This is a genomic window from Niabella beijingensis, from assembly GCF_020034665.1.
GTDB classification, from domain to species: Bacteria; Bacteroidota; Bacteroidia; order Chitinophagales; family Chitinophagaceae; genus Niabella; species Niabella beijingensis.
Genome location: NZ_JAIQDI010000001.1, coordinates 3,765,731 through 3,784,144 on the forward strand (window position 1 = coordinate 3,765,731; position 18,414 = coordinate 3,784,144).

General features: G+C 43.8%; 13 protein-coding genes and 1 CRISPR repeat array (1 of these 14 running past the window's edge). Of the genes, 9 read left to right on the forward strand and 4 right to left on the reverse strand.

Annotated features, from left to right (window positions below; translation table 11 throughout):
* Positions 1 to 54: 54 nt before the first annotated feature.
* Positions 55 to 528, reverse strand: coding sequence for a YbaK/EbsC family protein (locus K7B07_RS15835; RefSeq protein ID WP_223711239.1), 474 nt, complete (start codon positions 526 to 528; stop codon positions 55 to 57).
* Positions 529 to 636: 108 nt separating this feature from the next.
* On the opposite strand from K7B07_RS15835, the gene K7B07_RS15840 reads away from it, so the two are divergent.
* The 6 genes from K7B07_RS15840 (at position 637) to K7B07_RS15865 (ending at position 8,442) form a co-directional block, all read left to right on the forward strand.
* Positions 637 to 1,203 (forward strand): hypothetical protein, encoded by a 567-nt coding sequence (locus K7B07_RS15840; RefSeq protein ID WP_223711241.1) that lies wholly within the window; start codon positions 637 to 639, stop codon positions 1,201 to 1,203.
* Between the two features lie 3 nt (positions 1,204 to 1,206).
* Positions 1,207 to 1,962: a CDP-alcohol phosphatidyltransferase family protein gene (locus K7B07_RS15845; protein WP_223711243.1), complete on the forward strand. Its 756-nt coding sequence runs from the start codon at positions 1,207 to 1,209 to the stop codon at positions 1,960 to 1,962.
* A 71-nt stretch (positions 1,963 to 2,033) separates the two neighbouring features.
* Positions 2,034 to 2,279 carry a phosphoribosylformylglycinamidine synthase subunit PurS gene (gene purS / locus K7B07_RS15850; protein WP_223711245.1) on the forward strand — a complete coding sequence of 82 codons (246 nt, stop codon included), beginning with the start codon at positions 2,034 to 2,036 and terminating at the stop codon, positions 2,277 to 2,279.
* Between the two features lie 81 nt (positions 2,280 to 2,360).
* Positions 2,361 to 3,029 (forward strand): 16S rRNA (cytidine(1402)-2'-O)-methyltransferase, encoded by a 669-nt coding sequence (rsmI, locus tag K7B07_RS15855; RefSeq protein ID WP_223711246.1) that lies wholly within the window; start codon positions 2,361 to 2,363, stop codon positions 3,027 to 3,029.
* A 594-nt stretch (positions 3,030 to 3,623) separates the two neighbouring features.
* Positions 3,624 to 6,782, forward strand: coding sequence for a glycoside hydrolase family 2 TIM barrel-domain containing protein (locus tag K7B07_RS15860; RefSeq protein WP_223711248.1), 3,159 nt, complete (start codon positions 3,624 to 3,626; stop codon positions 6,780 to 6,782).
* 304 nt (positions 6,783 to 7,086) lie between these two features.
* Positions 7,087 to 8,442, forward strand: a complete 1,356-nt coding sequence (locus K7B07_RS15865; RefSeq protein WP_223711249.1) for a Gfo/Idh/MocA family protein — start codon at positions 7,087 to 7,089, stop codon at positions 8,440 to 8,442.
* A 57-nt stretch (positions 8,443 to 8,499) separates the two neighbouring features.
* Here the strand turns inward: K7B07_RS15865 and K7B07_RS15870 are convergent, their stop codons facing one another.
* From K7B07_RS15870 to K7B07_RS27670, 3 genes are all read right to left on the reverse strand, one after another.
* On the reverse strand, positions 8,500 to 9,327 hold the full coding sequence (locus K7B07_RS15870) for an alpha/beta hydrolase (protein WP_223711250.1): 828 nt from the start codon (positions 9,325 to 9,327) through the stop codon (positions 8,500 to 8,502).
* 294 nt (positions 9,328 to 9,621) lie between these two features.
* Entirely contained in the window at positions 9,622 to 9,864 is a 243-nt protein-coding gene (locus K7B07_RS27665; RefSeq protein WP_276225268.1) for a DUF4345 family protein, read from the reverse strand.
* Entirely contained in the window at positions 9,849 to 10,037 is a 189-nt protein-coding gene (locus K7B07_RS27670) for a DUF4345 family protein (RefSeq protein ID WP_262903509.1), read from the reverse strand. The genes K7B07_RS27665 and K7B07_RS27670 overlap by 16 nt, the downstream gene beginning before the upstream one ends.
* 1,273 nt (positions 10,038 to 11,310) lie before the next feature.
* Between K7B07_RS27670 and cas9 the strand changes: the two genes are divergently transcribed.
* The 3 genes from cas9 to cas2 are packed head-to-tail and all read left to right on the forward strand — an operon-like array spanning position 11,311 to position 16,896.
* Positions 11,311 to 15,645: a type II CRISPR RNA-guided endonuclease Cas9 gene (gene cas9 / locus K7B07_RS15880; protein ID WP_223711252.1), complete on the forward strand. Its 4,335-nt coding sequence runs from the start codon at positions 11,311 to 11,313 to the stop codon at positions 15,643 to 15,645.
* A 1-nt stretch (position 15,646) separates the two neighbouring features.
* Positions 15,647 to 16,555 (forward strand): type II CRISPR-associated endonuclease Cas1, encoded by a 909-nt coding sequence (gene cas1, locus K7B07_RS15885; RefSeq protein WP_223711253.1) that lies wholly within the window; start codon positions 15,647 to 15,649, stop codon positions 16,553 to 16,555.
* Between the two features lie 2 nt (positions 16,556 to 16,557).
* Positions 16,558 to 16,896: a CRISPR-associated endonuclease Cas2 gene (cas2, locus tag K7B07_RS15890; protein ID WP_223711255.1), complete on the forward strand. Its 339-nt coding sequence runs from the start codon at positions 16,558 to 16,560 to the stop codon at positions 16,894 to 16,896.
* 146 nt (positions 16,897 to 17,042) lie between these two features.
* A CRISPR array of direct repeats spans positions 17,043 to 18,414; the repeat unit is 47 nt; unit sequence GTTGTCAAAGACCAAAGGTAATTCGAAAATTGAAAGCAATTCACAAC (it continues 1,433 nt past the right edge of the window).

Here is an 18,414-nt window from a genome sequence, read left to right on the forward strand (position 1 = left end):
AAGAGCAGATACGGGATGGATGTACCCGGGCGGATCCCTGAAAATAACAGGAACCTATAAAGGCGGCCGTGTCACATCTACCCAACCCTGGTGTGCCACGATCTGTTCCAGTTCATCAACGGAGAGCCTGATTGAGGTGTGGAGCGATCCGCAGGCAGGGTAAACATATTCATAATCTTTTAATGAATGATCAAGGTAGATCGCTACCTGTTCTTTCACACCAAAAGGACAAACGCCTCCAACGGGATGGCCCACCATTTTCTCCACATCGTCATAGGCCAGCATATTGGCTTTAAAACCAAAGTGATCCCTGAATTTTTTGCTGTCTATTTTCCGGTGTCCGGCCGTCACAATCAAAAGGGCTCCTCCTTCCTTGTTATATAAAGACACCGATTTGGCAATTTCATTCCCGGACACACCCAGGGCGCTGGCCGCAGTGTCTACGGTAGCTGTGGTAGCAGAGAGCTGAATAATCTCCTGCTCCTTCCCGAATTTTCTCAACCAGGCTTTTGCGGTTTCCAGGCTCATAAAATAAATAAGTTGTTGAAACGTTCAAATGTAATAAAAAGCAGGCAACATATTTTATCAGGGGGGACACTACCTGTAATGCTTCATAAAAAACAGTAAATTCGCACCGTGCACGACATAGAACCATATTACAACTGGCAGCACATCTATTTAAGCGAGGAAGACGAACGTTCTCCTTTCTACGGGATCGAACATTCGCAGTTTGAATATAAAGATGCCGTTTACAATTATTATATCCACCCCCAGTGGGATTATTTTGGCAGCCGCACGCTTTACCTGAAGGTGCTGATGGCAGATTATGAGGAAGGGTATGCCATTATCGAGCTGATCGGGGAGTGGAACGATGCCGTGGAAAATGATATCATGACACTCAAGCGTGATGTGCTGGAAGTATTCATGCAGGAAGGGATCTACAAATTCATTCTCGTCGCAGAAAATGTATTGAACTTTCACAGTGGTGACCGGGATTATTATGAAGAGCTGCACGAAGAGCTGAGTGATGCGGAAGGCTGGATCGTGTGCCTGAATATGCCATCCCAGACGCAGTACGATTTTAAGCAGGCAAAACTGAACCAGCTGATCGAACTGATGGAGATCAATAACTGGAGAGTATATAAACCCTATCATCTTTATAAAAAAATCAATGACCAGTTGACGGCCCGCTTAACCGGATAGCTTATGAAACAGATCCCTAATTTATTCACGCTGCTGAATCTTGTTTTCGGCTGTATTGCGATCCGGTTCATCCTGCAGCCGGAGCCGTTGTTTTTTAGCAGCGGGGAGAAGGGTGTTACAACCGGTATGCTGGTGGGGAGCTTTTTCCTGCTGCTGGCGGCCATAGTGGATTTCCTGGATGGTTTTGTAGCGCGCCTTTTTAAGGCTACCTCCGCAATGGGGGAACAGCTGGATTCTCTTGCTGATGCAGTAAGTTTTGGAGTGGCGCCGGGAATGATCCTTTACCGGATGCTGGAAGCAGGGTGGGCCGGTCAGGCGGGGATGAGCCAGTGGGTACTGCTGCCGGCAGTTATTTTTCCCTGTGCCGCCGTTTGGCGCCTGGCAAAATTTAACCTGGATAAAGAGCAGCACTATTATTTTAAGGGCATACCCACTCCGGCCGCGGGTCTTACGGTGGCTTCATTCCCTGTGATCGCTTATTACGGAACGGCAACAGTAAATGATCTTGTTTTCAACCCTGTTTTTGTATATACCTCGGTTGTTGTGATCAGTATACTCATGGTCAGCAATCTGCCCATCATCAGCCTGAAGTTCCGGGAGTACACACTGAAAGCCAATGCCGATAAGCTGTTGCTGGTATTGATAGCAGTGCTTGCAGCGATCTTTTTTAAATGGATGGCTGTTCCCTTGGTATTTGTAGCCTATGTTATTGTATCTTTGATTTTTAAGCCGGACCGGAACAATGCTCCTCCCGTTTAAAAGCCAGGCAGGACGGAAATGGCTTTCCGGCATGCGAAAAATAAACTATTTAAGAGTAATAAAGAAAAAGTATGAGTTATACAGTACAGGTGGTTATTATGCCGTTGAAAGAGTTGTTGGATCCGCAGGGAAAGGCGGTATTGGGTGGCCTGAAAAACCTTGAGCTGGGAAGTGTTACAGATGTGCGGGTGGGCAAGAATATCACCCTCCAGGTAGATGCGGCTTCGCCTGAAGATGCCAAAGGTATTGGCGAAGAGGCAGCAAAAAAATTACTGGCGAATGCAGTAATGGAATACTTTGAGGTGACGGTATTGTAATTGCGCTGCCGTTTATCACTGATCGTCGGGTGCTGCACCAGACGGTTGTTTCTTCTTTAAGTTTACATTTTTGATTCCCGGATGCTTTACCTCATTCCCACCCCCATCGGAAACTTAAAAGACATTACGCTCCGCGCCCTGGAGGTATTGAAAGAGGTGGATGTTATTTTAGCAGAGGACACCCGGAATACCGCCCACCTGCTGAACCACTACCAGATCAGCAGACCACTGACGCCCTATCATCAGCACAATGAACATAAGATAACCGCCTACCTGGTAGACCAGTTGCTTGCGGGGAGGAGAATGGCCCTGGTAACGGATGCGGGTACTCCCGGTATTTCAGACCCGGCGTTCCTGCTCGTAAGGGCCTGTGTGAAAGCAGGAGTAAATGTGGAATCATTACCGGGTGCCACAGCCTTTGTTCCTGCGCTGGTCAACAGCGGGCTTCCTGCCAACCGTTTTTGTTTTGAAGGATTCCTGCCGTTGAAAAAGGGGCGGCACAGCCTGCTGGAGGCCCTGAAGACCGAAACCCGTACCATGATCTTTTATGAATCCCCCCTGCGTCTTGTAAAAACACTGAACGACCTGGCTGCTTATTTCGGCGCCGACCGGGAATGCAGCGTAAGCCGGGAGCTGACCAAATTATATGAAGAAACCCGAAGGGGAACATTGACAGAAGTCGCCACCTACTTTTCACAAAAAACGGTAAAGGGGGAAATTGTCATTGTGGTAAAAGGAACAGAAGGGTAATGATCGTTTGAGGTCCTGTTTTTGCTAACAGCTGTTTGTTTTAAATGATTTTATATGAAGCGAAAACTGACCCCGGTTAAAGGCCTGAGCCTGCTGTGCTTTTTGTTGACCAATCTCCTGCTGACTGCCCAGGTAAGCCTGACCGATTCCATACCAGTGGATCCCGTTTTCTGAACGCCGGTAAATACATCAATGCCCGACTGTAGAAAGTGTAAAAGCTGCGGCGCAAAAGATCTTTGCCAGCGGCAATGTTGTGACGGCTGTTTTACAGCCAGAGAAGAAGTAAAACAAAATTTTTTACCGCAAGGCGCGTAAAGAGGTGACGATTATTTTATTGTTTTTTTTGTAAATCCCTTGCGTCCCGCTGCGTCCTTTGCGGTTTATTGGTCATGCAGCGGCACTGCTTGTACAAACGATTGCACGGAAGCCGAAGGGATCCTGTGTTTTTTCCCGGAATGGGCTTCCGGAGGGCATTTCAGCCGTTGATGCGGTTATCTGAAATTGATGCCACCGGGAGGCCGGCAGAAAAAACCTCCCTGCTCCTAATGGCAATTTTTCTAAATTAGCGTCTTTGGTAATACCATTACGTTTAATATGAAGAAACAGATACTATCCCTGGCAGCCTGTCTGCTGGTTGCCGGATTTACGTATGCACAGTCCATTCCCTCTGAACTGCAAACACCCGAAGTGGTTTCCGTGAACCGCATGCCCATGCGGGCCAGCGGCTTTGCCTTTGAAAACAAAGACCTGGCGGAAAAAAGAGAAAAGGAACGGTCAGCGTATTTTATCTCCTTGAACGGTAACTGGCGTTTTAACTGGGTGCAGGACCCCAATAAACGTCCCAGGGATTTTTATAAAACAGATTTCGATGACAGTAAATGGAATAATTTCCCCGTACCCGCCAACTGGGAAGTGAATGGCTATGGGTTGCCGATCTACGTAAATCATCCCTATGAATTTACCGGAAGAACAAAGACCGGCAGCCGCCTGGATCCTCCGTTTGATATACCGGAAGATAATAATCCGGTAGGCTCTTACAGAAAAAAAGTGGTCATTCCGCAAGACTGGGACGGCCGCCAGGTGTTCATTCACCTGGGTGCGGTAAAATCGGCGTTTTTTATCTGGGTGAACGGCAAGCAGGTGGGCTATAGTGAAGACAGCAAACTGGCTGCGGAATTTGATATCACCAAATATGTAAAACCGGGAGAAAACCTGGTGGCACTGCAGGTATACCGCTGGAGCGATGGCAGCTACCTGGAATGCCAGGACATGTGGCGCATCTCCGGTATTGAACGGGAAGTGTATCTGTATGCGACACCGCAACTGGATGTACGGGACTTCAAGATCACTTCAACACTGGAAAATAATTATAAGGATGGAGCTTTTACGTTCTGGGGTGAGGTGAACAGTTATAAAACCGATAAAAAAACATTGCATTCAAAAAAAGATACCGCAACCGTGGAGCTGGAATTGGTGGATAACGAAGGCAAAGCGGTTTTCCGGGAGACCCTGCCGGCGCTGAACGTACTGGGGCGTTATAAAACGCCCGTATCGTTCACAAAAAGCATCCCTGCTGTAAAAGCATGGAGTGCGGAAACACCTAATCTGTATACCTTGTACATTACATTAAAGAATAAGGAGGGTGCTGTACAGGAGGTGATACCCGTGCGTGTGGGCTTCAGGACCATTGAGATCAAAGGGCGGGATTTCCTGGTGAACGGGAAGCGCGTATTCTTCAAAGGTGTGAACCGGCACGAACACAATGCTACCACCGGTCATACTCTTACCAAAGCGGACATGCTCAAGGATATGGAGATGATGAAGAAGCTGAACGTGAATGCGGTGCGCCATTCTCATTATCCGCCGGATCCTTACTGGATGGAACTTTGCGATGAATACGGACTCTATGTGATCGATGAGGCCAATATCGAATCCCATGGTCGGTATTATGACCTGGAATATACGCTTGCCAATGACCGGCAATGGCGGATGCCGCACCTGTCGCGCATCCAGCGCATGTACGAACGGGATAAGAATCATCCGTCCATCATTACCTGGTCACTGGGCAATGAGGCAGGGAATGGTATCAATATGTATGAGGCTTACGACTGGCTGAAAAAGAAAGACATCCGCCCCGTACAATATGAGCGCGCGGAGTATGACTATAATACGGATGTGATCTGCCCCCAATATCCGTCTCCGAACGGTGTGGCCTGGCAAAAGAACTCAAAGGACGGCCGCCCTTATATCATGAGCGAGTATGCGCATATCATGGGGAATAGCCTGGGCAATTTTAAAGAGTACTGGGATGCGATCGAATCGACCGTGGGTACACAGGGCGGTTATATCTGGGAGTGGATCGACCAGGGTATCGATACGGTAAAGAACGGCAAACGCATCCTGGCCTATGGTGGCGACTTTCCGCTAAGCGGGCCTGTGGATGAAAATTTCAGTGATAACGATTTCTGTGTAAAAGGCGTGGTGACGGCACACCGGAACCTGACCCCGATGGCCGTTGAAATTAAAAAAGTACATCAGAATATCAAAACCCTTTATAAAGGCAATAATGAGATCGAAGTGAGCAACGGTTTCTTTTTTAAAGACCTGGCTAATGTAAGGCTCGACTGGGAGCTGACAGAGGATGGTGCCGTGGCAGCCCGGGGCAGCGTTGCTGCGCTCAATGTTGACGCTCAGGGAAAAACACTGCTGACATTGCCGGTAAAGCTGAAACCCAGGGAGGGCAAAGAATATTTTCTAAATATTTCTTACCGGCTCAAGACAAAAGAGCCGTTCCTTGATAAAGATTATGAGATCGCGGCTGAACAGTTCGCTTATTCAGGAGCACCACAACCTTACCGTCATCCTGCGGGCGCTTCAGCAATTTCAGAAACAAAGAATGGTAATAGTTTGGTACTGAAAGGAAACGGATTTGCAGCGGCATTTGATCTGTCTAAAGGGATCCTGGTTCAATATTCACTAAAGGGTACGGATATCATCACCAAAGGACCGCAGCCTGCCTTTTACCGTGCGCCTACGGATAACGATATCGGCGCCGGTCTGAACCGGTCGCTGCGTGAATGGCGGGATGCATATGCAGCAGCAGGAAATATTCAGGCTAAAACCGAGCAGGTAAGTAAAAATGAGTACCGGGTAACATTCACTGCCGCTCTGCTGGACGGAAAAGCTGCGACCGAGCAGGTGTTCACCGTATACGGTGATGGAAACATCCTGGTAAAAAATCAGTACACACTGAATTCCGGGGATTATAAAACGGTGATGCGTATCGGGAACGATATCGAGCTGGCAAAAGCGTTCTCAGCCATCCGGTGGTATGGCCGCGGTCCCTGGGAAAATTACTGGGATCGTCATACCGCCAGCAATATTGGTAATTACAGTCAGACCATTGACCAGCAATATTTCCCTTATGCGCGTCCGCAGGAAAGCGGTAATAAAACAGCGGTGCGCTGGTTCAGTATGCAAAACAGCAAAGGACTGGGGGTGCGGTTTGAACTGGCCGACAGTGTGCTTTCGGTAGCAGCGCTGCCTTACAGCCTGGAACAACTGGATCCTGCCCCTGTAAAAAAGCAATTCCATTCCGGCGAACTGGAAAAAGCGGATAAGATCTTTATGCATGTGGATCTGAAACAGCTGGGGCTGCAGGGGATCGACAGCTGGGGATCCATGCCGCTCAAACAATACTGGATCACTCCCGGAACGTATAATTACAGCTATTGGATCCGTCCGATCCGCTAAAACGGATGCCGGATGCGCAAACGGTTGCTCTTGAAAAACCGGCAAGGATTCTTTTTGTTGTGTGGGATTCATATTACCTTAGGCCGGCCGCTCCCGGATCATGGGATCATAGCAACGGTTTGCTGAAGCCGGACGGGCCTTCAACCCGCTGGTCCGGTAACAAAAAAGAAGCGCTGATAGAATACAAAAAATATACGGATGAAACGAAGCATGAAAATTATTTTCAAACAGGGAATATATATGCGGTGTTCCATCCGGCAATTAAAAACAGTTCACCGGAGGTGGACAAATAAAAAATATACGGATGAAACGTAAGGATTTTGTAAAAAGCGCCGGTTTGGCAATGGCCTCGGTAGCGATTCTGCCATCAGAAGGTGTATTTAAACCTACAGCGGCAACCAAGCTGAAAGTGGCTATCGTGGGCGTGGGAGCCCGCGGGATCTGGCACCTCGACCTCTTGCTGAAACGCGATGATGTAGAAGTGGTGGGTGTTTGTGATATTGACCCCCGGACGATTGAAGCCGCCAAAGAAAAGTTTTCCAAGGCAAAGAAAAAGCAACCGGTATACTATTCTAAAAACGCAGACGACTGGAAGAATATGTTTGCCAAAAAGGGTATCGAGGCCGTAGTGATCGCAACACCCTGGGAGCTGCACAAACCAATGATCATCGGGGCGCTGGAATCCGGGATTAAATATGTGGGCACAGAAGTGATCCTGGGGATCTCTCTTCAGGACCACTGGGATGTGGTACGCGCTGCCGAGCAGTACAACGGCCATGTAATGATGCTGGAAAATGTTTGTTACCGGCGGGATGTAATGGCGGTTTTAAATATGGTACGCCAGAATATATTCGGAGAGCTGATCCATTTGCAGGGCGGCTACCAGCATGATCTGCGTGGTGTAAAATTCAATGATGGTAAAACACCTTATGGAAAAGGAGCCGAATTTGGTCATACCGACGGGTATTCCGAAGCCAGGTGGCGTACCGATCATTCCGTATGGCGTAACGGGGATCTTTATCCCACACACGGTATCGGACCGGTGGCGCATTATATCAATATCAACCGCGGCAACCGCTTTGTTTCCCTGAATGCATTTTCTACAAAATCACGCGGATTGCACGAATACATTGTTGACGTAGGTGGCCCCACCCATAAAAATGCAAAAGTTAATTTTAAGCTGGGCGATATTGTGACCACGCAGATCAGCTGTGTAAACGGGGAAACAGTGATCCTGCAACACGATACCAACCTGCCGCGTCCCTATTCGCTGGGCTTTCGTGTTCAGGGTACAAAAGGACTGTGGATGGATGTAAACAGTGGTATCTATGTAGAAGGCGTTTCCAAACCGCATACCTGGGATAAGGCCCAGGAATGGCTGGATAAATATGACCACCCGTTATGGAAAAAATATGGGAAAGATGCGGCTGGTGCGGGTCACGGCGGAATGGACTTTTTTGTGATCCATTCATTTATTGAGTCTGCAAAAAGAAAAGAGCCTACCCAGATGGATGTATATGATGCTGCCACCTGGAGTGCGATCACACCACTGAGCGAACAATCCATCGCCCTGGGACACCAGACCGTTGAGTTCCCGGATTTTACGGGTGGTGACTGGATGTACCGCAAACCAACATTTGCGCTGAATGACGACTATTAAAAATTTCAGACTGTTCAATACGAAAATGTCCGCCGCTGATGGCGGACTTTTTTTTGGTTATTGTCCAAGCTGCCATTGCAATCCCTTGATAAAAGTGGGCAACTGTGTATCCATATGATCCAATGCCGAATAGATATCGGTCTTTTTTATGATGCTGCCGGATGGGAACAGGGATGAAAGCTGCCGATAAAGACTGTCCTGTTTTTCCAGTCCGCCAAAAGTAATGTACACATTCAGGCTATCGGTTTTTGAAGGGACAGTTTTCTTTAATGCATCCAGCAAAAAATAATGATTGTAATGCAGGGACGGGCTGGCCGCAATATAATTCCGGAACCGGTGCTGTTTGCCGGACAGGCGCTGCAATAACGCATAGCAGGTAAAATAACCGCCCAGCGAATGTCCCATCAGTGTTTGCTGCAATGTATCTGTCCGGAATCTCCGGTCCAGGTCAGGAGCAAGTTCCTCATCGATAAAGGACAGGAATTTGTCGGCTCCGCCGCTCACGGGCATTTCGTAGTCGGGGATCGCTACAGGGTAGGTGTAATCCCTGTTCCGGAGTGAATCCATTTCCGGGAAATCCTTATAACCGATACCTGCCAGTATCACCTGTGGTGCAAGGCCTACTTCCGCATAGCGGTTGAGTACAGTGGCCATGATATCAAAATAAAGATTGGCATCCAGAAGATAGACAACAGGAAAGTGCTTGCTGCTGTCTGAGCGATAGCCGGCTGGAAGATTTATGTAAACAGTGAAAGAATCGTTCACATTTTTTGAAAAAAAGTGCAGGGTATCTTTAGCAGAAGGGAGGTTGTTCAGATCCGCAGGAGCCGGTGTGTTACAGGACAGTACAAATAATACCAGTCCAAATAAAATCGGGTATCTCATACATAAGCGCATTTAGGGGTTCAGCATAATTGGAAGCGTGAAGTTAACAAAGATGCCGGGCCTGCAGGTCCGGCATCTACGGCACAGGCATCATTTATAAGGATTTTAACAAAACGCGGTAGAAAACAGGAGGTCTCAAAAATTGCTGCGCCCGGAATTGATTTTATGTCTGTCCTTTCAGGTCCTGAAACAAGTTCAGGGCGACAGTATGCGCTGGGTTATGCCGGATGGATTTCAGCTCTGGAATGGAGTCTGGCTGTTCGTCGATGCAGATCCGCGGCAGTTCTGATGACACTACGGTGTAACGGTCTTTTGAGACCGCTTCCGGTTTCCCAGGTAAAGCACCAGCGCTATCATACCAAACGTAGTTTCGATGGTGAGCCAGTTGCTGCCAAAGCTGCCCAGGGATCCGTTAGCCCAAATAGTAACAAGCCTTGACAGTGCATACAGCAGCCAGAACAGGCTCAGGAAAAGCAATGCAAGTGTCAGGTTCCTGCGCATCGCATAGATCAATACGGCGATCACCGAAACGCCCACACCGCCCCATATACGCCCCTGATGGAACTTAATGCATCGGTATTGTTCAGCGTTACATGCACCAGGTCCATAACCGACTGCGGATTGTACCAGGCCATTGCCGCAACCCATGCAAGGCTCAATGCAGAAATACAAACAAACCCATAACCGGCATAACTGAATATTTTTTTCATCTTGTTTTATTTTAGGATGCAAAACTATTCAGCCGTCTTTTAGAAATTAATGACATTCGTCAACAGTTTTGCGCAGGGGGAGGGATCTGCTTCCTGTCGGCGTCTCCTGTAAGGGGCGCTGACTGAAGATTCGCGAAGCAGCACTAAGATGATTTTGTTCTTTGTGTTTCTTGGTGCCTTCCTGTCTTCGTGGTTTACAGCGGTGCTGGTATTTGCCACAAAGGCACAAAGGCGCGAAGCAGCACTAAGGTGATTTTATTCTTCGTGTTTCTTAGTGCCTTCCTGTCTTCGTGGTTTACAGCGGTGCTGGTGTTTGCCACAAAGGTACAAAGGCGCGCAGCAGCACTAAGGTGATTTTATTCTTTGTGTTTATTGGTGCCTTCCTGTCTTTGTGGCTCGTTTTTCCCGTAGCTACGATCGCTTTGTGGGTAGCGCGTCATGTTGCTGGCTATAACTACTACCCCAATTTTAATATAAATCCTATAGAAAAATGGGTGGAAGCCTTGGACGAAATCAAAGATTAAACGCGGAATTGTTGAAAGTAAAAGATGAGCAGATCAGGTTGCTGCAAAGTTTAGTGGAAAAGAAATAAATGCGCATTGCATTTACAGAACAGCTCCCTGGATAGTATCCGGGGATCGACGCTCCGGGAACGGGGCGTTTCGCGTTTAAAAGCCTAAATTATATCGGAATGTTTAAATTAAAGTTCTGGTAATAGTTATATTACAGGGAGTCACAATAGTAAATAAAAAGGTTGACTTGTTATTCAAATCAACCTTTTGAGAAAGCAATTCACAACGCTCCAAATAAATATTTGAATTAATTTGAGGTTGAAAAAAGTTACAAACAATAAAGCACCCTTGGGAGAAACAATAGGTAGGGTTTGGACGCCTACCCCAAAAATTTGCAACTTTTTGTCTGTTTGCAGTATAAAGATAATAAAAATTTTTTTTATTTGGAGCAAGTCCTATTTTTTGTAATTTTGTGTATAGTGATTCCTTTAATTTTTAAGCAATAGCGTTGGTTGAAACATAAAAAGGCTCCACGGAGTACGCAGAGCTAAGAAATTCTTCGGCTTATAGCCTTATTGTGAATTGTCTTTCAAAAACGAATATACAAAGGAAATTTATATATGCTTTACGGGAATCCGTAAAATTTTTAGAATCAATTGTTTAGTTTAGAGATTTATTAGGTGTTAAATGGACTCTCCTAACAAATTTGGAGAATCATAAGATAATTATTGTGGTTATAAATAATTTAAATTTTATATAGGATGGGCAAAATTCTGGGACTAGACCTTGGCACGAATAGTATTGGATGGTCTATTAGAGATACACAGTTGCCGGGAAACCAAACTGAGAAAGTTGGGGTTATTACTTTTAATAAAGGGGTTGGTAATAGCAAAACCGGAGAATATTCTTATGCAGCAGAGCGTACTAAAAAACGCTCTACTAGACGTTTATATCAGTCTCGGAAATATAGATTATGGGCTACGCTTGAAGTTTTAATAGCTGAAGGATATTGCCCTTTGTCGTTGGAAGGATTAAATAAATGGAGGCATTACAATAAAGAGGAAGCTCGTGAAAATAAAAATGGAGGTAGGGTTTATCCTAAAGAAGAAGTGCTTTTTGAGCGATGGATAAAAATGGATTTTAATGAAGATGGCTTGCCCGATTTTAAAAGCCCTTATCAGCTAAGAAGAGTTTTAACAGAAAAGGAATTTGATTTCAACCAGGAGGCTGAACGTTATAAATTAGGAAGAGCGCTATATCATATTGCACAACGCAGAGGATTTAAGAGTAGTAGAAAAGGTAGTGATGATATAAAAGAAAGTGTAGATGGGGCTGATATTGATTTACAATATTCAGAAAAGAAAAAGAACAAAGAGATAATTGCCCAATTTGAAAAATATCCACAAGCAAAAACCATTGGTGCCTTGTTCGCCTATTTGGAAGATGATGGGATTCGTATTCGCGAAAATATGGCACAGTATGCCATACGTGAAAATTATAAGGAAGAAATCAACCAAATCTTTAAAATCCAGAATCTTTCTTTTGCCAGCCTGTTATACAAAGGCCTGGTAGAAACCGGAAAAAATAAAAACGATGGTGCTATTTTTTACAAACGCCCATTGCGTTCTCAAAAAGGTTTGATTGGACTATGTACTTTGGAACAGGAAACACGAATTGATCCCAAGACAAAAAAATCTTTCCAGGTTGGCAAGTATCGTGCTCCAATTAGTCATCCAAGCTTTGAATTATTCAGAGCCTGGCAATTTTTAAATAATATAAAGTTTAAAGAGGAGAACAATAAAAACAGTACTTGGCAGCCATTGGGTTTGGAGTTGAAAAAAGAAATTCTCGAAGAGAAATTTTTCAGAAAATCTAAAGCATATTTTCCTTTTTCGGAAATAGTAGATATAATAAAAAAGAAAGGCCTCAGATGGGTATTAAATTATAAACCCAAGCAAACTGTAACCGGTTGCCCGGTTTCGGCAAGATTGAAAGATATTTTTGGTGATGATTATCTCAATGTAAAGATTGACAAATTGCCATCACCTAAACAAAAGAAAAACTATTATGATATCTATGATATTTGGCATGTTCTATTTTCATTTGAAGACCAAGAGTTTGTTGCAGCGTTTGCATCAGAAAAACTGAAATTAGATGAAGAGAAGGCAAAACAATTTGTATTTGCCTGGAATGCAATGCCTGTGGGTTATGGAATGTTAAGCATTAACGCTATTGAAAAAATCAACCGTTTCTTGTTTAAAGGGATACAATACACAGAAGCTGTATTACTGGCTAATTTGCCGAGTTTAGTGGGCGAGGATATTTGGATTGAGAACGAAGCTACATTTTTGCAGAACATTGATGATATCATCAGAGAAAACAGAAGCGAAAAGCATATTATCCAAATCATTAATAGCTTAGTAGCAAAGTATAAAAGCCTAGACCAAAAGTTCGGCTATAAAGATGATGCTTATGCTTTAGATGGTAGTGATGTACAGGATATAACAGATGCTATCTTGGAACACTATGGAGAGAGTGTTTGGCTGTCAAAAGAAAAAGCAGAAGCAGATAGGATTTTCTCCACTGTTAAAGATTGTTACCAGGCATTTTTCAAAACCATAGGGCTTGAACGTGTAAATCTTGATGGAGAAAGACATTTCTTAGTTTCTTCAAATGGGAAGAATTATTACAAAGCAGATTCTGGTTTTTACAAACAACCAAAACTTAAAGATACTTTAGCTGCATACTCTGTTAAGGTTTTGAAAGTTGATATTTCTAAGCTGAAAAAAATTTATCATGCATCAGATATCAGTATATATCCACCTGCAATGCCTGATGAAAATGGTGAAATAAAAATGGGTAGTCCCCAAACTGGTTCATTTAAGAACCCTATGGCAATGCGTACATTACAGGAATTGAAAAAATTACTGAATTATCTGATAGAAACGAATCAGGTTGACTCAGATGCCCGCGTTGTTGTAGAAGTAGCCCGTCAACTAAACGATGCCAATAAACGTTGGGCGATTGAGGCCTGGCAGCGGCAAAGAGAGGCTGAGAATATGGAATTTGCTACTGCGATAGATGAACTAGTCAAACAAGAAGGAGCCGAGGCAAACAGCAAGAGTGAAGCGGATATTGACAAAATGCGTCTTTGGTATGAGCAGAACGGGGAAGAGTCTGTTCCCGAAATTTCCGAAACAAAAAAAGAGATTAAAGGCATTCGTTGGACAGAAAATAAAAAACAATCGTATAAGGATATTACAACAAAGAAGACTGCAATCGAAAAATATCGCCTGTGGCGCGAGCAAAATTGTATTTGCATTTATACGGGAAAGCCAATCGGTGTAAGCGATTTATTTAATACCAATATAATAGATTTTGAGCACACTTTGCCGCGTAGTAAATCTTTTGATAACTCTTTAGCTAATAAAACGGTAGCTTTTATGGATTTCAACCGAACCATAAAAAAGAACAAAATCCCTTCTCAGTTATCTAAAGAGCAGTACGAATTAGTTCTGAAAAATATTAAGCTTTGGGAAGAGAAAATTGAGCGTATCAAACAACAAATAGATTTCTGGCAAACGAAATCAAAAAAGGCAGCTGATAAACAATGGAAAGATGATGCTATCAGGCAAAAGCATCTTTGGAAGATGGAGTTGGAATATTGGAGTAGTAAAGTAGAACGATTTAAAATACAGGAGATTACTTCCGGGTTTAAAAATAGCCAGTTGATAGATACTCAGCTGATTTCTAAATATGCACTACATTATCTGAAAACTTTCTTTGAAAAAGTAGATGTGCAGAAAGGAGAAGTAACGGCAATTTTCAGGAAAATTTATGCTATTCAACCGCAGAATTTTGATGAGAAAAAAGACCGAAGTAAACATTCTCATCACGCAAAAGACGCAACAGTATTGACGCTGATCCCGCAAGCTGCAAAAAGGGAAGAAATTCTGAAAGAATATTTTGAAACTTTAGAAAATGGTTTAAAATTCCAAACTATAAAGCCGTATGCTACATTTAATGTAAACTCAATTTTTGAAATTGACGACAAGGTGCTCATCAACAGTTTGAATAACATTCAATTTCTATCGAAGGCCAAAAGGAAAGTTCGCAAAAGAGGAAAAGTGCAATTAATTGAAGGGACTAACAAAGAGAAAATTGCTACTGGAGATAGCGTTCGTGGGCAGTTACATCAGGAAACATTTTACGGTGCTATTAAGCCTGCCAAATTGGATGAAGCCGGTAAAATGCAGAAAGATGAAAATGGTAATTTTATTCAGGAGGATAAGCTAAGGTTTACTGTTCGCGTTCAATTTCAGTATAAGGCTAAACCTGATGTTCCGGGCTTTAAGACCTGGGAGGAAATTGAAAAACAGGTAGTAGATGAAGGTTTAAAAAGGCAGATAAAACAACAAATAGATAATGTGGGTGGGGTGAAAGAAGCTTTCGATGAAGGGATTTATATGTTTGATAAGAAGGGGAATAAAGTTAATAAAATCCGGCATATACGTGTATGGGCAAGCGTGTCTGAACCATTGCCGGTTAAGAAACATACTTATCTTTCTTCAAAAGACTACAAGCAGCACTATTATGCAGCTAATGCAACCAATAGCTATTTTGCATTGTATGAAGACAAGGAGAGAACAAAAAAAGACTTTGATTTCAGAAACCTAATGCAAGTCGCTCAGTCTTTGTCAGTTGAAAATATTGAAAGTGAAAAAGATTTGTTTACACCATTCATTACTATCAAAAAAGGAAAGACAGAAAAGCAGTTAGAGTTAAAATATATCCTTAATCCCGGAGCAAGAATTATCTTTTTAAAAGAAAATGAAACTAAAAATGAATTGAACGAGGCTGATTTTTTCAAGCGATTGTATATATATACGAACTTCGAGAAAAATGGGAGTTCTGCGAGGCTTAATTTTAGATTCCACATGGAGGCTCGTAGTAAAATTGAAGAATCGTATGTTGAATCTGAAGTAGATTGGGAAAATCCTAAGCCAACATTACGATTCGGCTATGCGAAATATGATTTTTTAGTTGAAGGGTACGATTTCATTATAGCGATGGACGGTACGATTAAACTAAAGTAATATGATCAAACGTACCCTATACTTCGGCAATCCGGCTTACCTGAAAACCAAAAATGAACAATTGCTGGTGGAGCTGGCCGATACCGGCGAGGTTAAAACCGCGGCGATTGAAGATATAGGGGTGCTGATCCTGGATCACCAGCAGATCACCATTACGCACAGTGTGATTGCCAAATTACTGGCCAATAATGTAGCGCTGATCACCTGTGATGATATTCACCTTCCAACCGGGTTGATGCTGAACCTGGATGGGCATACCCTGCAAAGCCAGCGTTTTCAATTACAGGTGGAGGCGTCTGTGCCGCTGAAGAAGCAATTGTGGCAGCAAACCGTAATTGCTAAAATACAAAACCAGGCCAACCTGCTGGCGCAATACCGTATTCCGAATAAAACCCTATTGAACCTGGCTGCCCGGGTAAAGAGCGGAGATAGTGATAACTGCGAGGCGCAGGCCGCCAGTTATTACTGGAAAAATGTGTTTCCCCTGTTCCCGGGGTTTAAACGGTTCCGGGAAGGGGAACCGCCCAATAATTTATTAAACTATGGTTATGCGGTGCTGCGCGCCATCGTGGCCAGAAATTTAGTGGGCAGCGGGCTCCTGCCCACACTGGGTATTTTTCATCGGAACCAATACAATGCGTACTGCCTTGCCGATGATATCATGGAGCCTTACCGCCCTTATGTGGATAAGCTGGTGTATGATATTGTACGGGGCAACGGGAAGTTCCTGGAGATAACGCCTTCCATGAAGCAGCAGTTGCTGAGCATTCCGGCGATGGATGTGATTATTGATGCCGATAAAAGCCCGCTGATGAACGCGGTACAGCGGACCACTGCCAGTCTGGCCAAATGTTTTGAAGGCACCAGCCGCAGGCTGCTATATCCTGTATTGCCTCCTTCATTCGTTTAAAAATGAATTTTGAACGGTTAAATGCCTATCGGATTATGTGGGTGATTGTGATGTTCGACATGCCTACGGAAACCAGAATCGACCGGAAACGCTATGCGAAGTTCCGGAAGCGGATCCTGGACGACGGCTTTAATATGTTCCAGTTCAGCATGTACATCCGCCATTGCATGAGCCGGGAGAATGCCGAAGTGCATGTGCAGCGGGTAAAAAAGATCCTGCCGGATAAGGGGCATATCGGCATTATGTGCATTACCGACAAGCAATTCGGTCAAATGGAGATCTTTAACGGAAAGGAAATGACGGACTCCCCGGTTCCGGCGCAGCAATTAGAACTGTTTTAAAAAGGAAGGGAGTCCTTTTGCAAAATCAAACCGGTCTTGAAAAGCCGTAAAATGCCGGGCTGGAAATAAAAAAACGGGGAATTTCCCCGTTTTTTATCCTGTTGACAACCTGGAATCCTTTACTGTTGTGGGTTTTGACAAAACGTGTTGTCAAAGACCAAAGGTAATTCGAAAATTGAAAGCAATTCACAACCCATCCTGATAAGCAGCAACAGGTTGTATAGTTGTCAAAGACCAAAGGTAATTCGAAAATTGAAAGCAATTCACAACTATGCAAGACTTTATGAAGCGCTTGCGTTAGTTGTCAAAGACCAAAGGTAATTCGAAAATTGAAAGCAATTCACAACAGATACCATGTTGGGGAACCAGTGGCCGAAGTTGTCAAAGACCAAAGGTAATTCGAAAATTGAAAGCAATTCACAACTGTTTGCGCCGCCTGGACTGAATACGCGGGTTGTCAAAGACCAAAGGTAATTCGAAAATTGAAAGCAATTCACAACCCAATTACCAAAGCTATCACAAAAAGGAAAGTTGTCAAAGACCAAAGGTAATTCGAAAATTGAAAGCAATTCACAACACCTACACGAAACAATTGCTTTCAACGATGTTGTCAAAGACCAAAGGTAATTCGAAAATTGAAAGCAATTCACAACCTTTGGCCGGTACACCTACAAAGAAACGGAGTTGTCAAAGACCAAAGGTAATTCGAAAATTGAAAGCAATTCACAACTACTATCTTCAGTGAAGACATTATGAACAAGTTGTCAAAGACCAAAGGTAATTCGAAAATTGAAAGCAATTCACAACTGCGCGGCCCCCGGACCCCCCGCGGGTGTAGTTGTCAAAGACCAAAGGTAATTCGAAAATTGAAAGCAATTCACAACCCTAATGTCTGGATTTGATGAAAGAAAAGGGTTGTCAAAGACCAAAGGTAATTCGAAAATTGAAAGCAATTCACAACAGTAGCCTATTTGGACAAAAAAGATGTAGGGTTGTCAAAGACCAAAGGTAATTCGAAAATTGAAAGCAATTCACAACTAGACAGGAATATTCCTCAAAAAATTAAAGTTGTCAAAGACCAAAGGTAATTCGAAAATTGAAAGCAATTCACAACTAAAATTTGTCACCTGGGTTATTTTTAGCGTTGTCAAAGACCAAAGGTAATTCGAAAATTGAAAGCAATTCACAACGGAAGACGCTGGATTTATCGAAATAAGATTGTTGTCAAAGACCAAAGGTAATTCGAAAATTGAAAGCAATTCACAACACAGGCCAAACGGTTGTTAAGAATCAACAAGTTGTCAAAGACCAAAGGTAATTCGAAAATTGAAAGCAATTCACAACTCTAGCTGGCAAAGGAACTGGTGTTGCTACGTTGTCAAAGACCAAAGGTAATTCGAAAATTGAAAGCAATTCACAACATTACACCGCTTGAATATGCGAAAGAGAAGTTGTCAAAGACCAAAGGTAATTCGAAAATTGAAAGCAATTCACAACGGGTAGCACCGGTGCTGCTCT